Origin of the sequence: Xanthomonas sp. NCPPB 4037 (assembly GCF_041475695.2) — a bacterium.
Lineage (GTDB): Bacteria > Pseudomonadota > Gammaproteobacteria > Xanthomonadales > Xanthomonadaceae > Xanthomonas > Xanthomonas campestris.
This window is the reverse complement of record NZ_CM191261.1, coordinates 5,120,620-5,135,184: the sequence shown is the minus strand read 5'-3', so window position 1 is coordinate 5,135,184 and position 14,565 is coordinate 5,120,620. Positions and strand designations below refer to the sequence as shown.

10 protein-coding genes are annotated in these 14,565 nt (G+C 71.0%); 4 read left to right on the top strand and 6 right to left on the bottom strand.

Translation table 11 applies throughout. The features are described from left to right. Positions 1-129: 129 nt before the first annotated feature. From ACCQ01_RS22530 to ACCQ01_RS22505, 6 genes are all read right to left on the bottom strand, one after another. Entirely contained in the window at positions 130-1,185 is a 1,056-nt protein-coding gene (locus ACCQ01_RS22530) for an MlaA family lipoprotein (RefSeq protein ID WP_228434133.1), read from the bottom strand. Between the two features lie 11 nt (positions 1,186-1,196). After that, positions 1,197-1,490 (bottom strand): STAS domain-containing protein, encoded by a 294-nt coding sequence (locus ACCQ01_RS22525; protein WP_012439719.1) that lies wholly within the window; start codon positions 1,488-1,490, stop codon positions 1,197-1,199. Further along, a complete protein-coding gene (locus tag ACCQ01_RS22520; protein ID WP_228434132.1) occupies positions 1,480-2,145 on the bottom strand; it encodes an MlaC/ttg2D family ABC transporter substrate-binding protein in 666 nt (221 codons plus the stop codon). Before ACCQ01_RS22520 ends, ACCQ01_RS22525 begins: the two co-directional genes overlap by 11 nt. Continuing rightward, on the bottom strand, positions 2,142-2,684 hold the full coding sequence (mlaD, locus tag ACCQ01_RS22515; protein ID WP_011039270.1) for an outer membrane lipid asymmetry maintenance protein MlaD: 543 nt from the start codon (positions 2,682-2,684) through the stop codon (positions 2,142-2,144). The genes ACCQ01_RS22520 and mlaD overlap by 4 nt, the downstream gene beginning before the upstream one ends. A 108-nt stretch (positions 2,685-2,792) precedes the next feature. After that, a complete protein-coding gene (locus ACCQ01_RS22510) occupies positions 2,793-3,542 on the bottom strand; it encodes an MlaE family lipid ABC transporter permease subunit (RefSeq protein ID WP_012439718.1) in 750 nt (249 codons plus the stop codon). Further along, positions 3,542-4,336: an ABC transporter ATP-binding protein gene (locus ACCQ01_RS22505; RefSeq protein ID WP_042595386.1), complete on the bottom strand. Its 795-nt coding sequence runs from the start codon at positions 4,334-4,336 to the stop codon at positions 3,542-3,544. The genes ACCQ01_RS22510 and ACCQ01_RS22505 overlap by 1 nt, the downstream gene beginning before the upstream one ends. 193 nt (positions 4,337-4,529) lie before the next feature. Here ACCQ01_RS22505 and recC point away from each other — a divergent pair, with 193 nt between their 5' ends. From recC to recD, 4 genes are read left to right on the top strand one after another with little or no spacing between them, the layout of a single operon-like run. Continuing rightward, positions 4,530-7,928: an exodeoxyribonuclease V subunit gamma gene (gene recC, locus ACCQ01_RS22500; protein WP_228434131.1), complete on the top strand. Its 3,399-nt coding sequence runs from the start codon at positions 4,530-4,532 to the stop codon at positions 7,926-7,928. Continuing rightward, complete coding sequence (gene recB, locus ACCQ01_RS22495; protein ID WP_228434130.1) at positions 7,925-11,911, top strand: exodeoxyribonuclease V subunit beta; 3,987 nt, start codon at positions 7,925-7,927, stop codon at positions 11,909-11,911. The genes recC and recB overlap by 4 nt, the downstream gene beginning before the upstream one ends. Then, positions 11,908-12,273: a hypothetical protein gene (locus tag ACCQ01_RS22490; protein ID WP_228434129.1), complete on the top strand. Its 366-nt coding sequence runs from the start codon at positions 11,908-11,910 to the stop codon at positions 12,271-12,273. Before recB ends, ACCQ01_RS22490 begins: the two co-directional genes overlap by 4 nt. Further along, entirely contained in the window at positions 12,270-14,549 is a 2,280-nt protein-coding gene (gene recD, locus ACCQ01_RS22485) for an exodeoxyribonuclease V subunit alpha (protein ID WP_228434128.1), read from the top strand. The genes ACCQ01_RS22490 and recD overlap by 4 nt, the downstream gene beginning before the upstream one ends. The last annotated feature ends 16 nt before the right edge of the window (positions 14,550-14,565 follow it).

Here is a 14,565-nt window from a genome sequence, read left to right as displayed (position 1 = left end):
CCTAACGCAGAAGGCATCGGTACCAACACGCTGCACGTATCACGCGGAGCAGGGCGGCATGCGCCGCAATAAAAAAGCCCGGGATCGCTCCCGGGCTTTTTGTTGTGCAGCAAACCACTCACCCACCCATCAGCGAATCCACTGCGGGATCGGCATGGCGTCCACCGGGACCGTGCTGTCCTTGTCTTCGCGCAGGTATTCCGGCAGCTCGCCGTCTTCCTTGCGCTGGCTGCGCAGGTCGCGGGTGATCTGGTAGCTGCGGCGCTGCATCCAGGCATCGCGGGTCAGGGCGTATTCGTCCGGGGCCTGGTCGCGTAGCGAATCCAGCGACATCAGCTGCGCGCGGGTGTCCACCAGCTGCAGGCCCTGCAGGGCGAAGCGTGCGCCGCTGTCGTCGAGCTGGCGCAGCGGCGAGAGCGGAATGTCGCCGCCCAGGCCGAAGGTGTCGCGCACCGTGCGTGGGCCGAACAGCGGCAGCTCGAAGTAGCGCGAGTTGCGCCAGCCCCACACGCCCAGCGTCTGGCCAAAGTCTTCGCTGCGGCGCGGGATGCCGGCGGCGCTGGCCGGGTCGAACAGGCCGGCCACGCCCAGCGTGGAGTTCATCACGAAGCGGCCCAGGGTCTGCACCGCGTAGACCGGGTGGCCCTGCAGCAGCTGGTTGACCATGGTCAGCGGCGAACCCAGGTTGTCGAAGAAGTTGGTCACGCCCAGGCGCGCCGGGCGCGGCACCACCTTGGTGTAGCCGGTCGCCAGCGGCCGGGCCACGCCGCGATCTACCGCCAGGTTGAAGCGGTGCATGCCGCGGTTGTAGCGCTCCCACGGGTCGTAGGCCGGGGCCCCGCCAGGCAGGGCCGGGCCTGCGGCTGCGCCGCCGGCTTGCGGCGTGGTGGAGCCGTACAAGGCGTCGAAATCATCTTCGGCCGCGGTCGGCGCGCCGGGCGTGCCGCTGTCGGCAGCGCTGCTGGCCGGCTCGGCCGGCGCAGTCGCCGCAGTGGCGGGCAGGGCGTCGGGTGCGGCGAAACCGGCCGCGGCCGGCTGCGCGGTCACCCCGGCATCGTCGCGCACCGCGGTGTCGGAGGCGCTGGCAGCAGCATCGGCGGCGGGCGGGGCAGACTTGGGCGTCTGGCTCGCGCAGGCGCCCAGCAGCAGGCAGGCCAACAGGGAAAGGGAGCGGAACTGATTCATGGGGGTGGCACTCAGGCCTGAAAATCGAGAGAGGGCGACAAACGGTAGGCGGCGCACAATTCGTCCAGACCGGACGCCTTGCCCACCACCGTGCCATTGCCGTTGCTGCGCAGGCGCGCGGCCAGTTCGGCCAGCATCGCCACGCCGGCGCTGTCCAGGCGTTGTACACCGGAAAGATCCAGCGTGCGGGCGCCAGCGAGTTGCGCGAGCGCGCGCGGCCACAGATCCGTGACCGCGGCCCGGTCGAGCACGCCGCTTACCGCCAGCGTGTCGCCGTTGCGCTGCAGTTGGTCGTTACTGGCCATTGGCCGGTGCCGCACCCACCTGCAGGTTGCCGCTGCGCAGGTCGGCCGCGACCTTGGCGATGCCCTTTTCGCGCAGCGGGCCGTCGAACTGGGTCTTGAAGGTCTGCACGTAGGAGATGCCTTCGATCATCACGTCGAAGATCTTCCACTGGCCGCCGCTGTTGCGCATCAGGTAGTCGACCGGGGTCGGGTCGTTGCCGGCGCGCAGCAGGTCGGTGGAAACCTTGACGCCGCGGTTGCCCGGCAGTGCGCTTTCAGACTTGGCGCGGAAGGTCGGCTTGCCTTCGAAGTTCAGCAGCGCGGTGCCGTAGCGCTGCATCAGGTTCTCGGCCAGCGCATCGGCAAACAGCTTGACGTCCGCATCGGAGGCGCCGCGGCCGTGCACGCCCAGCACCAGGCGGGCCGAGTAATCGCGATCGAAGGCCTTGTTCAATTCGCCATTGATGTACTGGCGCAGGGCAGCCGGGTTGCCACGGAATTCGGCGCGGCGCTGGTCCAGCGTGGACAGGATGCGGGTGCTGCTGTCGATGACGGTCTTGGTGGCCGCGCCCTGGGCAGCAGGCGCGCTGGCGGTGGCCGGCTGTGCCAGCACCGTGGCCGGTGCGCACACCAGCAGGGTCGAGGCCAGGGCAGCGGAGAGCAGGGTGGTCTTCATGGGGTTGGTTCCGTAGAGGGGGAGGCGGGCTGCGCAGGCGCGGGCGCCTGGCCGTTGGCAGCGGGGGCATTACTGCTGCCGCCGCCACCACTGAACATGTATTTGCCGACCAGCTGCAGCAGATCCACCGCCGGTTGGGTGAAGCCGATTTCTTCGCCCGGCTTGAGCGTCTCCGGGTCGCCGCCCGGCTGCAGCCCGATATAGCTTTCGCCCAGCAGGCCGCTGGTGAAGATGCCGGCCGAGGTGTCGGCGGGCAGATCCTTGTATTTGGTGTCCAGCGACAGGGTCACCACCGAATCGAACTTGGTCGGATCCAGGCTGATGTCGGAGACCTTGCCAATGGTGACGCCGCCGATCTTCACCGGCGCCTGCGGGCGCAGCTGGCCGATCTGGCTGAAGCGCGCAATCAGGGTGTACTGGCTGGAGCCAAAGCCCCAGCGCTGGTTGGTCGAGGCCACCGCCAGTACCAGCAGCGAGGCCAGGGTCAGCAGCAGAAACGCGCCGACGGCAAATTCGAGTCGTGGTCCACGCATGGCCATGGGGTTATCTCACTCCTGGTGGTGCAGGTGCCCCGATGCGGATCGGAGCGGATGGTTCGGTGGGTCCACACACCGCAGGCTGCGGGCGGGTGCGAGAAAAGGGACAGATCATCGGAACAACATGGCCGACAGCACGAAATTGAACATCAGCACCAGCAGCGAGGCGTTGACCACCGCGCGCGTAGTGGCGATCGAGGTGCCTTCGATGGTGGGCTCGGCATGGAAGCCCACGTAGGCGGCCACCAGCGCAGCAGTACCGCCGAAGATCGCCGACTTGAGCATCGCCACGCCGAAGTCGTCCCAGAAATCCACGCTGTTGCTCAGCCCCGACCAGAAGGTGCCGTTGTCGATGCCCAGCACGTGGACGGCTTCGAAATAGCCGCCGGTGATGGCCAGCGAGCAGAACACGCCGGTCAGTAGCGGCACGGTGAGCACCGCCGCCCAGAAGCGCGGCGCCACCGCCTTGGCCACCGGGTCGATGGCCATCAGCTCCAGCGCCTTGATCTGGTCGGTGGCGCGCATCAGGCCGAGCTCGGCGGCGATCGAACTGCCGGCGCGGCCGATGAACAACAACGCGGTGAGCACCGGCGCCAGCTCGCGGTACAGCGACAGGCCAAGCAAGGTGGACAGCGCATCGGAGGCGCCATAGGTGGTGAGCGTGCGGTAGCCCTGCAGCGTCAGCACCAGGCCGACGAAGGCGCCACCCACGGCGATGATCGGCAGCGAGCGCGCGCCGACCTTGTAGATCTCGCGCACCAGCTCGGCAATGAAATCGCGCGTGGGCAGCGAGCCGCGCAGCACGGTCAGCGAGAACAGCCCGGCGCGGCCGAAAGCACGGATCGATTCGGCAATGGCCATCAGGCAGCACTCCGGTCGCGGCGCGGCGCCGCATCGAACGGGATCGGGCCGTCCGGTTGGCCATGCAGGAACTGCTGCACCAGCGGGTCGGTGCTGTCCTGCAGCTGCTCGGGGGTGCCGGCGAACACGATGCCGCCATTGGCGATCACCACGGCTTGGTCGCAGATCGGCAGCGTCTCGTGCACGTGGTGGCTGACGATGATGCTGGTCAGGCCCAGGCTGTCGTTGAGGCGCTGGATCAGGCTCATGATCACGCCCGAGGCGATCGGGTCTAGCCCGGTTAGCGGCTCGTCGTAAATCATCAGCGGCGGGTCCAGCGCCAGCGCGCGCGCCAGTGCCACACGCCGCGCCATGCCGCCGGACAATTCGCGCGGCCAGGCATCGGCGGCGGCCAGCAGGCCCACCGCATGCAGCTTCATCTGCACCAGGCGCTGCAGCACCGGCGCCGGCAGGCGGGTATGCGTGCGCAGCGGCAGCGCGACGTTGTCGGCCACGCTCAGGTCGGTCAACAGGCCATTGCCCTGCAGCAGCACGCCAACATTGCGGCGCATTTCCAGCAGCGCCCGGCTACCGCGCGGAATCTCCTGGCCGAACAAGGTCACGCGGCCGGCTACCGGGCGCAATTCGCCAGTCAGTGCCGCCAGCAAGGTGGACTTGCCGCTGCCGGAGGGACCGAGCACGGCCGTGATGCTGCCGCGTGGGACATCCAGCGACACATCGCGCAGGATCGCGCGTCCGCCGCGATCGATGCGGACACCGGACAATTGCACGACAGGGGATTCGGACGCCGTCATTGCAGCCTTTAACAGAATTCCAACGCGATAGAGTAACCGTCACACGGCTGAACATAACCGAACCGGTGCGTGCAGTATTGTCGCATTGCGAAGCTGTCCGCCGCCCCAGCAGATCACGCCGTGCGCGCAACACTGCATGCCGCAGTGCAACCGGCGCTCGCTCGTTGCTGCATCGCTACGGCATCATGAGGGGATGATGTCCGCGCCCGATTTCCGTCTGTACCCGTCCAATGCGCTGGATACCCTGGCCGCCTTGCTCGCCGAAGAACTGCGCCGGCCGGTGCCGGAACAACCGGTGTTGCAGCCGGAGGTGGTGCTGATTCCGCAGGTGGCGATGCGGCGCTGGTTGCAGTCCACGCTGGCGGCCGAGCACGGGGTGGCGGCGAATCTGGAATTCCTCACGCCGGGCGAATTCGTCGCGCGCGCGCTGGAACGCAATCTCGGCCCGGCCGACGACGACCTGGATATGGCCACCACGCAGTGGCGCCTGTACCAGACCCTGCAAGGCGAGCTGGGCAGCGACGCGGCATTGGCGCCGCTGGCCGGGTATCTGGCCGATGGCGATGCGCTCAAGCCGTGGGCGCTGGCCGGCGAGCTGGGCAGCGTGTTCGAGAAATACCAGGCCTGGCGGCGCGACTGGTTGCTGCGCTGGGAAAGCGGCGCCGACGCGGACGACCCGCAGGCGCGGCTGTGGCGCAGCATCGCTGGCGGGCGGCAATACCGTGCGCGCCGCATCGGCCAGTATCTGGACCGTTACGCGCGCCCGGACGGCCCGCTGCCGCAGGGCTTGCCGAAGCGGCTGTTCGCCTTCGCCATCCTCAATGTGTCCCCGGACGTGCTGCGCGTGCTGGCCACGCAGGCGCGGGTGGGCACGCTGCATTTCTATCTGCCCACGCCCACGCAAGGCTATTGGGGCGATCTGCAGACGCTGTGGCAGCGCCGCCGCGAGGGCGGGGCGGTGGCGCTGTTCGCCGAGCAGGTGCAGGAAAACCCGTTGCTGCAGGCCTGGGGCGCGGCCGGGCGCGACTTCATGGCATTGGTCGGCGATTACGAAGTGGTGCACCCGCTGGCCGAGATCGCCGCCTACGCCGACCCGCTGGACGCCGGCCGCCGCACGCTGGCCGAGGGTGGCCTGGGCGACAGCCTGCTGCGGCGCATGCAGAGCGACCTGTTCCATCGCCACGCCCCGGCCATGCCGCCCGTGTTGCCGGCGGTGAACCTGCACGACCCCAGCCTGCAGGTGCACGCCTGCCACACGCGATTGCGCGAGCTGCAGGTGCTGCACGACCAACTGCGCGCCTTGCTGGACGATGCGCGCTTCGACCCGCCGCTGCAGCCGCGCGAGATCGCGGTGCTGTCGCCGGACATCGACCCGTACGTGCCGTATCTGGACGCGGTGTTCGGTGGCCACGGCAGCGACGACGGCCTGCCGTACGCACTGGCCGACGCCAGCCCGCTGGCCAGCGAGCCGTTGGCCGATGTGTTCCTCACCTTGCTGGGCCTGCCGATTTCGCGCTTTGGCCTGCACGAGATCCTGGACCTGCTGGCCAGTGCGCCGATCGCCGAGGCCGCCGGCTTGGACGAAGCCGGGCTGGAGCGCCTGCGCGGCTGGTTGCATGGCGCCGGCGCGCGCTGGGGGCTGGATGCGGTGCATCGGCGCCAGCACCAGGCGCCTGGCGACGATGCCTACACCTGGCGCTTTGCGCTGGACCGCCTGCTGCTCGGCCACGCCAGCGGTGCCGAGGACGACATCGACGGCGTGGCGCCCTGGCCGCAGCTGGAAGGCAGCGCGCTGGCCGCGCTGGACACCTTGTTGCGGCTGCTGCGCGTGCTCGATCGCCACCAGGCCGCGCTGGCCGAGGCGATGACGCCGGTGCAGTGGCGCGAATGCCTGCTCGGCCTGCTGGAGGCGCTGATTCCAAAAGCGCCCTCGGCACCGCGGGCGCAGCGCGCGCTGGAGCGGTTGCGCACCTTGATCGACCAGTTCGCCCGCGACGCGGTGCGTGCCGAGTACGCCGGCAAAGTACCAGCCGAGGTGGTGCGTGCGCACTTTGCCGCCGTGCTGGGCGAGTCGGACACGCGCGCGCCGCTGCTCACCGGCGGCATCAGCTTCGGTCGCATGGTGCCGATGCGCCTGCTGCCGTTCCGCGCCATCTGCCTGCTGGGCATGAACGATGGCGACTTCCCGCGCCGCGACCCGGCTGCCGGGCTCAATCGCCTCACCGCCGAGCTGGGCACCGAGCGCCGCCGCCATGGCGATCGTTCAACGCGCGAGGACGACCGCTTTTTGTTCCTGCAGTTGTTCGCCTCCGCGCAGGAGGTGTTCTATCTCAGCTATCTCGGTGCCGATGCGCGCGACGGGACGGTGCGCGAACCCTCGGTGCTGGTGAGCGAGCTGTTGGGCAGCGCCGCGCAGTACCACGCCGATCCAGGCGCGATCGATGCGCTGGTGGTGCGCCACCCGTTGCAGCCGTTCGCTGCCGCCGCGTTTGGTGCGGTGGGCGAAGACGGGGCCGACCCGCGCCGTTTCAGCTACCGGCGGCAATGGCGGCCAGCGGTGGACAGCCTGGCCGGGCAACGCCAGCCGCTGGCGCCGTGGGTGGCCGGTGCGTTGCCGGCCGATGCCAGCACGTTGCCGGCCAGTGTGTCGATCGACGACCTGCGCCGCCTGTTCGCCGACCCGGCCGGGCAGTTCCTGCGCCATCGCCTGGGCATGCGGCTGCCGGACCCGGCCGGCGAAGACAGCGACCTGGAGCCGCTGCTGGCACCCACCCGCGGGCTGGAGCAGTACGGCCTGCAGCAGCAGGTGTTCGAAGCCGCCTTGGCTGGCGATGCCGACGGCCTGTACGAGCGCCTGCGTGCGCGCGCACTGCTGCCATCGGGCCCGCTCGGGCGCCGCCAGCTCGATGAGCGCCTGCGTCAGCTGCGCCCGTATGCCGATGTGTTTCGGCAATGGCGTGGCGAGGCACCGGCGCAGTCGCAGCGGCTGCAGGTGGAGATCGACGGTACCAACGTGCACGGCCGCGTGCCCGGGTGGTATGCGAACGGGGTAGGGCGCGTGCAGGTGGGCGCGCTCAGCGGCCGCAGCGCGATTCGCGACGGCCTGGAATGGCTGCTGCTGCGCGCGGCCGGCGAGCGCGTGCCGTTCGTGCGCTTCTTCGAGCACGACGACAGCCTGGGCCCGCATCCCATCGACCCCGAGCCGCTATCGCAGACGCAGGCACGCGCGGCCCTGGGCGAGTTGCTGCAGCTGTACCGGCACGGCCTGCAGACGCCGCTGGCGTTCGCGCCGTACAGCAGCTGGAAATACCACCAGGCCGCCCGCAACGACGAATGGGACAAGGCCATCAAGGACGCGCACGGCCAGTGGCAATCGAGTTTCGGCTGGAGCGAATCGCACAGCCCGGAGCTGCGCCTGGTCACCCGTGGCCGCGACCCGTTCGGTGATGCGCAGCAGTTCGTTGACTTCGCCCGCACCAGCCATCAGCTGTTCGCGCTGCTCGAACACGGCAGCGCGCCGGAACCGCTGGATCCCGCGCGCGTGATCGAGAGTTGGCGCCAGTGGCGTGGCGCGCAGGACGACGCCGAATGAGCAACAGCCCCGTGACCGACCCGTACCTGCACCTGCCGCTGCACGGCGTGCGCCTGATCGAGGCCAGCGCCGGCACCGGCAAGACCTTCACTCTGGCCACGCTGTTTACGCGGCTGGTGGTGGAGCGGCAGCTGCGCATCGGCCAGATCCTGGCGGTGACCTTTACTGAAGCCGCCACCCAGGAGCTGCGCCGCCGTATCCGCGAGCGCCTGGCCCTGGCCGCCACCCTGGTCCCCGACGCCCGCGCAGGCGCGGCCGCAACCGAACCGCAGACAACGCTGCTGCCCGACGCCTCATCAGCTGGTGTAGGAGCGGCCTTGGCCGCGACCGAACCTTCCCAGACCCAGGCGAGCGATGCGCCATCGCCTGCGATCAACATGGCCCCGCCCGCGACCGCCCCCGCGCCTGCCGACCACCCATCGCACCCGCCAGCGCAGACACCCCCGCAGCCACACGCACAAGACGCACCCGACGCCGTCCTCACCCGCGCCCTCCTCGCCGCACACCTGGCCACCGGCACCGAAACTCCCACCGCGCTACGCCGCCGCCTGCAGCAGGCGGCGGAAGAAATCGACCTGGCGGCCATCTTCACCATCCACGGCTTCTGCGCGCGCGTGCTGCGCGAACACGCGCTGGAAAGCGGCCAGGCCTTCGCCGCGCCGCAACTGCTGGCCAACGACCGCGAGCTGCTCGGCGAGGTGGCCGCCGACCTGTGGCGGCAGCGCGCTGCCGATGCCGCCATGGCCGACGATCTGGTGGCGCTGTGGCCGGCCGGCCCCACCGCCCTGGCCAGCGACCTGCGCGCGCTGGTGCAGCAGCCCGAACTGCTGCCCGCTGCCGCCGCGCCAACGCCGGACCCGCAGCCCGCGCGCCAGGCCGCCGCACAGGCCGTGGTGGCCGCATTGCGTGCGCATGGCGATGCCGCCTACGACGCAGTGGCCGCCGCGTTCGAGCACAAGATCTTCGATGGCCGCCGCGCGCGCCGCCCCAGTTTCGACAAGGCCTTCGAGCAACTGTGGCAGGGCAGTGCCGAGGCACATTGGGTGCTGGACGACGGCGGCCATCTGGACAAGTTGCTGCCGCAGCGGCTGCGCGAATTCTGCAAGGACGGCGCGCACGACCGCGTGCCGTGCTCGCCGCTGTTCGACGCGCTCGCCGTGTGGCAACAGGCCGATGCACTGGTGCGCCAGTGGGAAGGGCAGCGCCGCATCCGCCTGCTGCATGCGCTGCGCGACGATGCCGTGCTGCAGCTGGCGCAGCGCAAGCGCCAGCGCCGCGTGCAGACCTACGACGACCTGGTCGATGGCGTCGCTCGCGCATTGCAGGGCCCGCAGGCCGAGGCGCTGGTGCAGCGGCTGCGCGCGCAATACGCCATTGCGCTGGTGGACGAATTCCAGGACACCGACGACCGCCAGTTGCAGATCTTCTCGCGCGTGTTCGGGCCTGAGCAGGCCGCAGCGGGCGAGGCATTCGCGCCGGACGATGATGCGGATTTCGACAACGCTGCCGGCACCCCGCCGCCGCGCCTGCTCGCCTTGATCGGCGACCCCAAGCAGGCCATCTACGGCTTCCGCGGTGGCGACGTGCAGACCTATCTGGCCGCGGCCACCACCGCACAACGCGCGCCGCCGCTGGAGCACAACTTCCGCTCGCGCCCCGGCGTGCTGGCGGCCATCGACGCGCTGTACGCGCAGGCCGGCTATGCCGAGGCCTTCCTCACCGAGGGCATCGCGTTTCATCCAGTGCAGCCGGGCACCAAACGCAGCGATGCCGATCTGCAGCGCGATGGCACCGCCGCCCCGGCGCTCACGCTGTGGCGCGCACCTGCGCCGCCGCCGCCGGCAAAAGGCAAACCCAAACCCTGGAGCGCCGGCCGCGCGCGCGAGCTGTGCACCGCCGCCTGCGTGGCCGCCATCCGCGGCTGGCTGGCCGGTGGCCGCGACGGCAGCGCCAGCGTCAACGGCCGCCCGGTGCAGGCCGGCGACATCGCGGTGCTGGTGCGCAGCCACGGCGAGGCCACGCGCATCCAGCAAGCGCTGGGCGCTGTGGGCATTCCTGCGGTGGCCGCCGGCAAGCAGAGCCTGTTCGCCACCGACGAAGCACTGGAACTGCTCGCCTTGCTGCAGGCCCTGCTCGACCCGGGCGACGACAGCCGCCTGCGCGCCGCGCTCGCCACCGTGCTGATCGGCGAAGACGCCGCCGCCATTGCCGCCCTCGAACACGACGGCGAGCGTCATCGCCGCTGGCAGCAGCAGGCGCTGGACTGGCGCGAACGCTGGCAGCGCGGCGGCCCGTTGGCCCTGGTCGGCGATCTGGGGGCCACGCATGGGCAACGCCTGCTGGCCCTGGTCGATGGCGAACGCCGCCTCACCAACTACCTGCAACTGGCCGAGCTGCTGCAGGAAGCCGACACCCGCGCGCTCGGCCCGCACGGCCTGGTCGACTGGCTGGCACGCCGCATCGCCAATGCCGACGACAACGACGAAACCCAGCAGCTGCGGCTGGAATCGGACGCGCGCCGCGTGCAGATCGTCACCCTGCACAAGAGCAAGGGCCTGGAATACCCCTTGGTGTTCCTGCCGTACATCGGTATCGGCCGTGCCGATAAAAGCCCGGGCCGCCATTGCGTGGTGCACGCGCCGCCGCATGGCCGCCAGCTGCACTGGAACACCTCCAAATGGAGCGCCGACGACACCGCCAGCTGGAGCACCGCCGAGACGGCGTGGAAGCAGGAACAGCGTGCCGAAGACGCACGCCTGCTCTACGTCGGCCTGACCCGCGCCGAGCACGCGCTGTGGATCGCCACCGGTGCCTTCCACCAGCACGAGCGCACCGCGCTGGCGCCGATGCTGCGCGACCCGGCCGCACTGCAGGCCAGCGCCGGTGCAGGGGTGATCGCCCTCGACGACACCGCGCCGCCGGCCACGCTGCCGCGCCTGCCCGCCGACGACGCGGTGCAGGTGCCCGCCGCGCGCGTGGCGCAGCGCCACGTGGTGCCGGACTGGTGGGTCTACAGCTTCACCCAGCTGGCCAATGCCGACGCCGGTAGCGACCCGATGGCCAGCGCCACGCTCGCCAGCAGCGGCGGCAGCGACGAACCGCCGGCCAGCGAGCCGGTGAGCGCGCCCGCCGAAGTGGAGGCGTTCGACCCCCGCTTTGCCGGCAACCGCTTCGGCGTGGCCATGCACGATGTGTTCGAACGCTGCGACTTCGCCGCCTGGCGCAACTGGCGCCCCGGCCAGCCCGCGCCCGAGGGCCAGGCCGCGGCCATTCTCGAAGCGCTGCAACGCGGCGGCTACGGCCAGGACGAACTGGACGACGGCCTGGCCATGCTCACCCGCCTGGTCGGCCACACCCTCACCGTGACCCTGCCCGAGGGCACCTGCCTGGCCGCGGTGCCCGAGCCGCAGCGCCGCAACGAGATGGAATTCCACTTCGCCATGCGGCCCACCCGCGTGGACTCCCTGCTGGCGTTGCTGCACCGCTTTGGCGTGGTCACCGAGCGCCAGGCCTTCGGCGCGCGCCAGCGCCTGGAAGGCCTGATGACCGGCCTGATCGACCTCACCTACTGCGCGGACGGGCGCTGGTACGTGCTCGACTACAAATCCAACCGCCTGCCGGCCTACGACCCCGACGCCCTGGCGCGGGCCATGGCGCACAGCGAGTACGAGCTGCAGGCGCTGATCTACACCATTGCCTTGCACCGCTGGCTGCGCTTCCGCCTGGGCGCCGGCTACGACTACGCCCGTGACTTCGGCGGCGTGCGCTACCTGTTCTGCCGCGGCCTGGACGCCGCCCGCCCGGCGGCCGACGGCCTGCCCGCGCCCGGCATCCATGCCTGGCGCTTCGACCCCGCCCTGGTCACCGCCCTGGATGCCCTGTTCGCCGGCACGCCAGAGGCTTCGGACGCATCAGCGCCTTCGGCCAACCGGGCGACTTATCGGGATGAGGGCACGTCCGCGCCGGGAAGGACCGCACCATGATCAACCAGGCTTCGTTCCTCTACAGCGCGGCGCCGGATCTCCTCTCCCCTCGGGGCGAGCAGGCAGCGCGTAAGCGCCACGGTGGGCTTGCCTGTTACCGCCACGTGGTAGCGCGTGCAGCGGAGCGGAACGAGCGCTGGGCAGAAGGCACGTCTGCTTTTGGAATGGACAGCACCATGACCGACCAGGCGTCATTCCTCTCCCGTGCTGCGCCGGATTTCCTCTTTGACCGTGGCGAGCAGGCCCCGCGTGCACCCCACGACGTGCTTGCATGGGAGCGGCTACGCGGTCACGCGCGTGCGCAGGTGCCGAGTGAGGAAAACGGCGAGCGCACGTCGACCTCGGGAGGCACTGCACCATGACCCAACCCACCTCCCTGCTCGACGCCCTGCAACGCGCCGGCAGCCTGCGTACCATCGACCTGGCGCTGGCGCAAAGCCTGCAGCGGCTGGAACCCGACACCCACGGCGACGTGTTGGGCGCCGCCGCGCTGGCCTCGCTCGCGGTGGCCAGCGGCCATGCCGGCCTGGACCCGGCGCGCGCCAGCGTGCTGCTCGACCCCCGCGACGGCCCGCCGCCCACGCTGCCCACCCCGGCCGACTGGCAACGCACCCTGGCCGCCTCACGCTGGGTGGCCGAGCCCACGCCGGACGAGCCAGCCGCGGCAGACTGCCCGCTGGTGCTCGAACACGGCCTGCTCTACCTGCGCCGCTACCGCGAGTACGAACGCCGCCTGGCCCAGGGCCTGCGCCGCATCGCCGCCCACCCGCAGCCGGCCTTCGACGCGGCCGCGCTGGCGCCGCTGTTCGCGCAATTGTTCCCCCAAGCGTCCCCGCTCTCTTCGGAAGAGGGTGCCCGACGCGCGGGTGAGGGCACGGGCCTGCCCGCGCCATCGTTCGACCAGGAGAGCGCGCAGCCGCCTGCGCCCTCCACCGACCGCCAGGCCCAGGCCGCCGCGCTCGCACTGCGCCGCGCGCTGCTGCTGGTCACCGGCGGGCCCGGCACCGGCAAGACCACCACCATCGCCCGGCTGTTGTTGCTGCGAATCGCCCAGGCGCTGCACGCCGGGCACTCCGGCGTGGCTACTGCGGCCGGCGTCGGCAACACATCTGCCGGTGAAGCCACGCAGCAGCCCGCCCCAACGGGTGCCGGCGCACCACCACCAAGCGCACCTGCCACCCACGCCGCCGCACCCTTGCGCATCGCGCTGGCCGCGCCCACCGGACGCGCCGCCGAGCGCATGGCCGAGAGCCTGCGCGGCGCCGTGGCGCGTGCCATCGCCAGCGGCGTCGACCCCACCCTGGCCGACGCCCTGCCCACTGGTGCCAGCACCCTGCATCGCCTGCTCGGCGTCATCCCGGATTCGCCGCACTTCCGCCACGACGCCGACAACCCGCTGCCGTTCGACCTGATCGTGGTCGACGAGGCCTCCATGGTCGACCTGCCGCTGATGTGCAAGCTGGTCGACGCCGTGGCCGATGGCACCCAGCTCATCCTGCTCGGCGACGCCGACCAGCTGCCCTCGGTGGAGGCCGGCGATGTGCTCGCCGCCATCCTGCAGGCCGCCGGCCCCGGCGATGGCCTGCAGCCCGACGATGCCCAGGCGCTGCAGCCACTGCTCGGCAACCCGCCTGGTGACGTCACACCCAAAGCGGCCACGCCGGCCACCACCCACAGCGGCGGTCTTGCCGGCCACCGCGTGCACCTGCTGCGCGGTTACCGGCAGGCAGAGGACTTCGCCCTCGCCCCGCTGGCCGACGCCGTGCGCGCCGGCGACGCCGACACCGCCCTGGCCCTGCTGCGTAGCGGGACCCTGGACGGCGTGCATTTCCACGAAGACGGCGAAGACCCGCTTGCACTCGGCCGCGACGCACTGCTTGCCCACTGGCGCGCCCTGGCCGACGCACACGACCCCGCCGCCGCCTTGCGTGAGGCTGGCCGCCTGCGCCTGCTCACCGCCGTGCGCGCCGGCCCGCAGGGCGCCCGCGGCCTCAACGCCCGCATCGAACAACTGCTGGCCGAATCCGGCTCCGGCGCCCGCCGCCTCGGCAGCGCCTCACCCTGGTTCCAGGGCCGCCTGCTGCTGATCACCGAAAACAGCTACCGCCACGGCCTGTTCAACGGCGACGTCGGCATCTGCCTGCGCAGCGAAGCAAGTCCCTTCTCGGGGCGCAGCGACGCACCGCCGTCGTCAGGGCCAAGCCAGCCCGGCGCCACCGCGCACCGCCACGACCCACCCACCGACAGCCGTGCCCAAGGCCCGTTGGTCGCCTGGTTCGAAGGCGACGGTGACGGCCAGGTGCGCGGCTTCCACCCCGCCGCCTTGCCCGCCCACGAAAGCGCTTTCGCCATGACCGTGCATAAAGCCCAGGGCAGCGAATTCGACACCGTCTGGCTGCAACTGCCCACCCGCGACGCCCGCGTGCTCAGCCGCGAACTGCTCTACACCGGCATCACCCGCGCCCGCCGTGCCCTGCACCTGGCCGGCAGCGAGGCAGTGCTGCGCGCAGCGCTCGCACGGCACGCCGCGCGGATCTCGGGCCTGGCGTGGCGGCTGGGTGGGGAGCAGCAGGCGGCACCCGCCAAGCCAGCAACAGAACCATCCACTGCGTTGCCCGTGCAGGGGTCGTTGTTCTGATGGACGCGAGCCGGCG

Excerpts from the sequence above, each read along its gene's own strand:
- ACCQ01_RS22530 (WP_228434133.1), bottom strand. The coding sequence starts at position 1,185 with ATGAATCAGTTCCGCTCCCTTTCCCTGTTGGCCTGCCTGCTGCTGGGC.
- ACCQ01_RS22525 (WP_012439719.1), bottom strand. The coding sequence starts at position 1,490 with ATGGCCAGTAACGACCAACTGCAGCGCAACGGCGACACGCTGGCGGTA.
- ACCQ01_RS22520 (WP_228434132.1), bottom strand. The coding sequence starts at position 2,145 with ATGAAGACCACCCTGCTCTCCGCTGCCCTGGCCTCGACCCTGCTGGTG.
- mlaD (WP_011039270.1), bottom strand. The coding sequence starts at position 2,684 with ATGGCCATGCGTGGACCACGACTCGAATTTGCCGTCGGCGCGTTTCTG.
- ACCQ01_RS22510 (WP_012439718.1), bottom strand. The coding sequence starts at position 3,542 with ATGGCCATTGCCGAATCGATCCGTGCTTTCGGCCGCGCCGGGCTGTTC.
- ACCQ01_RS22505 (WP_042595386.1), bottom strand. The coding sequence starts at position 4,336 with ATGACGGCGTCCGAATCCCCTGTCGTGCAATTGTCCGGTGTCCGCATC.
- recC (WP_228434131.1), top strand. The coding sequence starts at position 4,530 with ATGATGTCCGCGCCCGATTTCCGTCTGTACCCGTCCAATGCGCTGGAT.
- recB (WP_228434130.1), top strand. The coding sequence starts at position 7,925 with ATGAGCAACAGCCCCGTGACCGACCCGTACCTGCACCTGCCGCTGCAC.
- ACCQ01_RS22490 (WP_228434129.1), top strand. The coding sequence starts at position 11,908 with ATGATCAACCAGGCTTCGTTCCTCTACAGCGCGGCGCCGGATCTCCTC.
- recD (WP_228434128.1), top strand. The coding sequence starts at position 12,270 with ATGACCCAACCCACCTCCCTGCTCGACGCCCTGCAACGCGCCGGCAGC.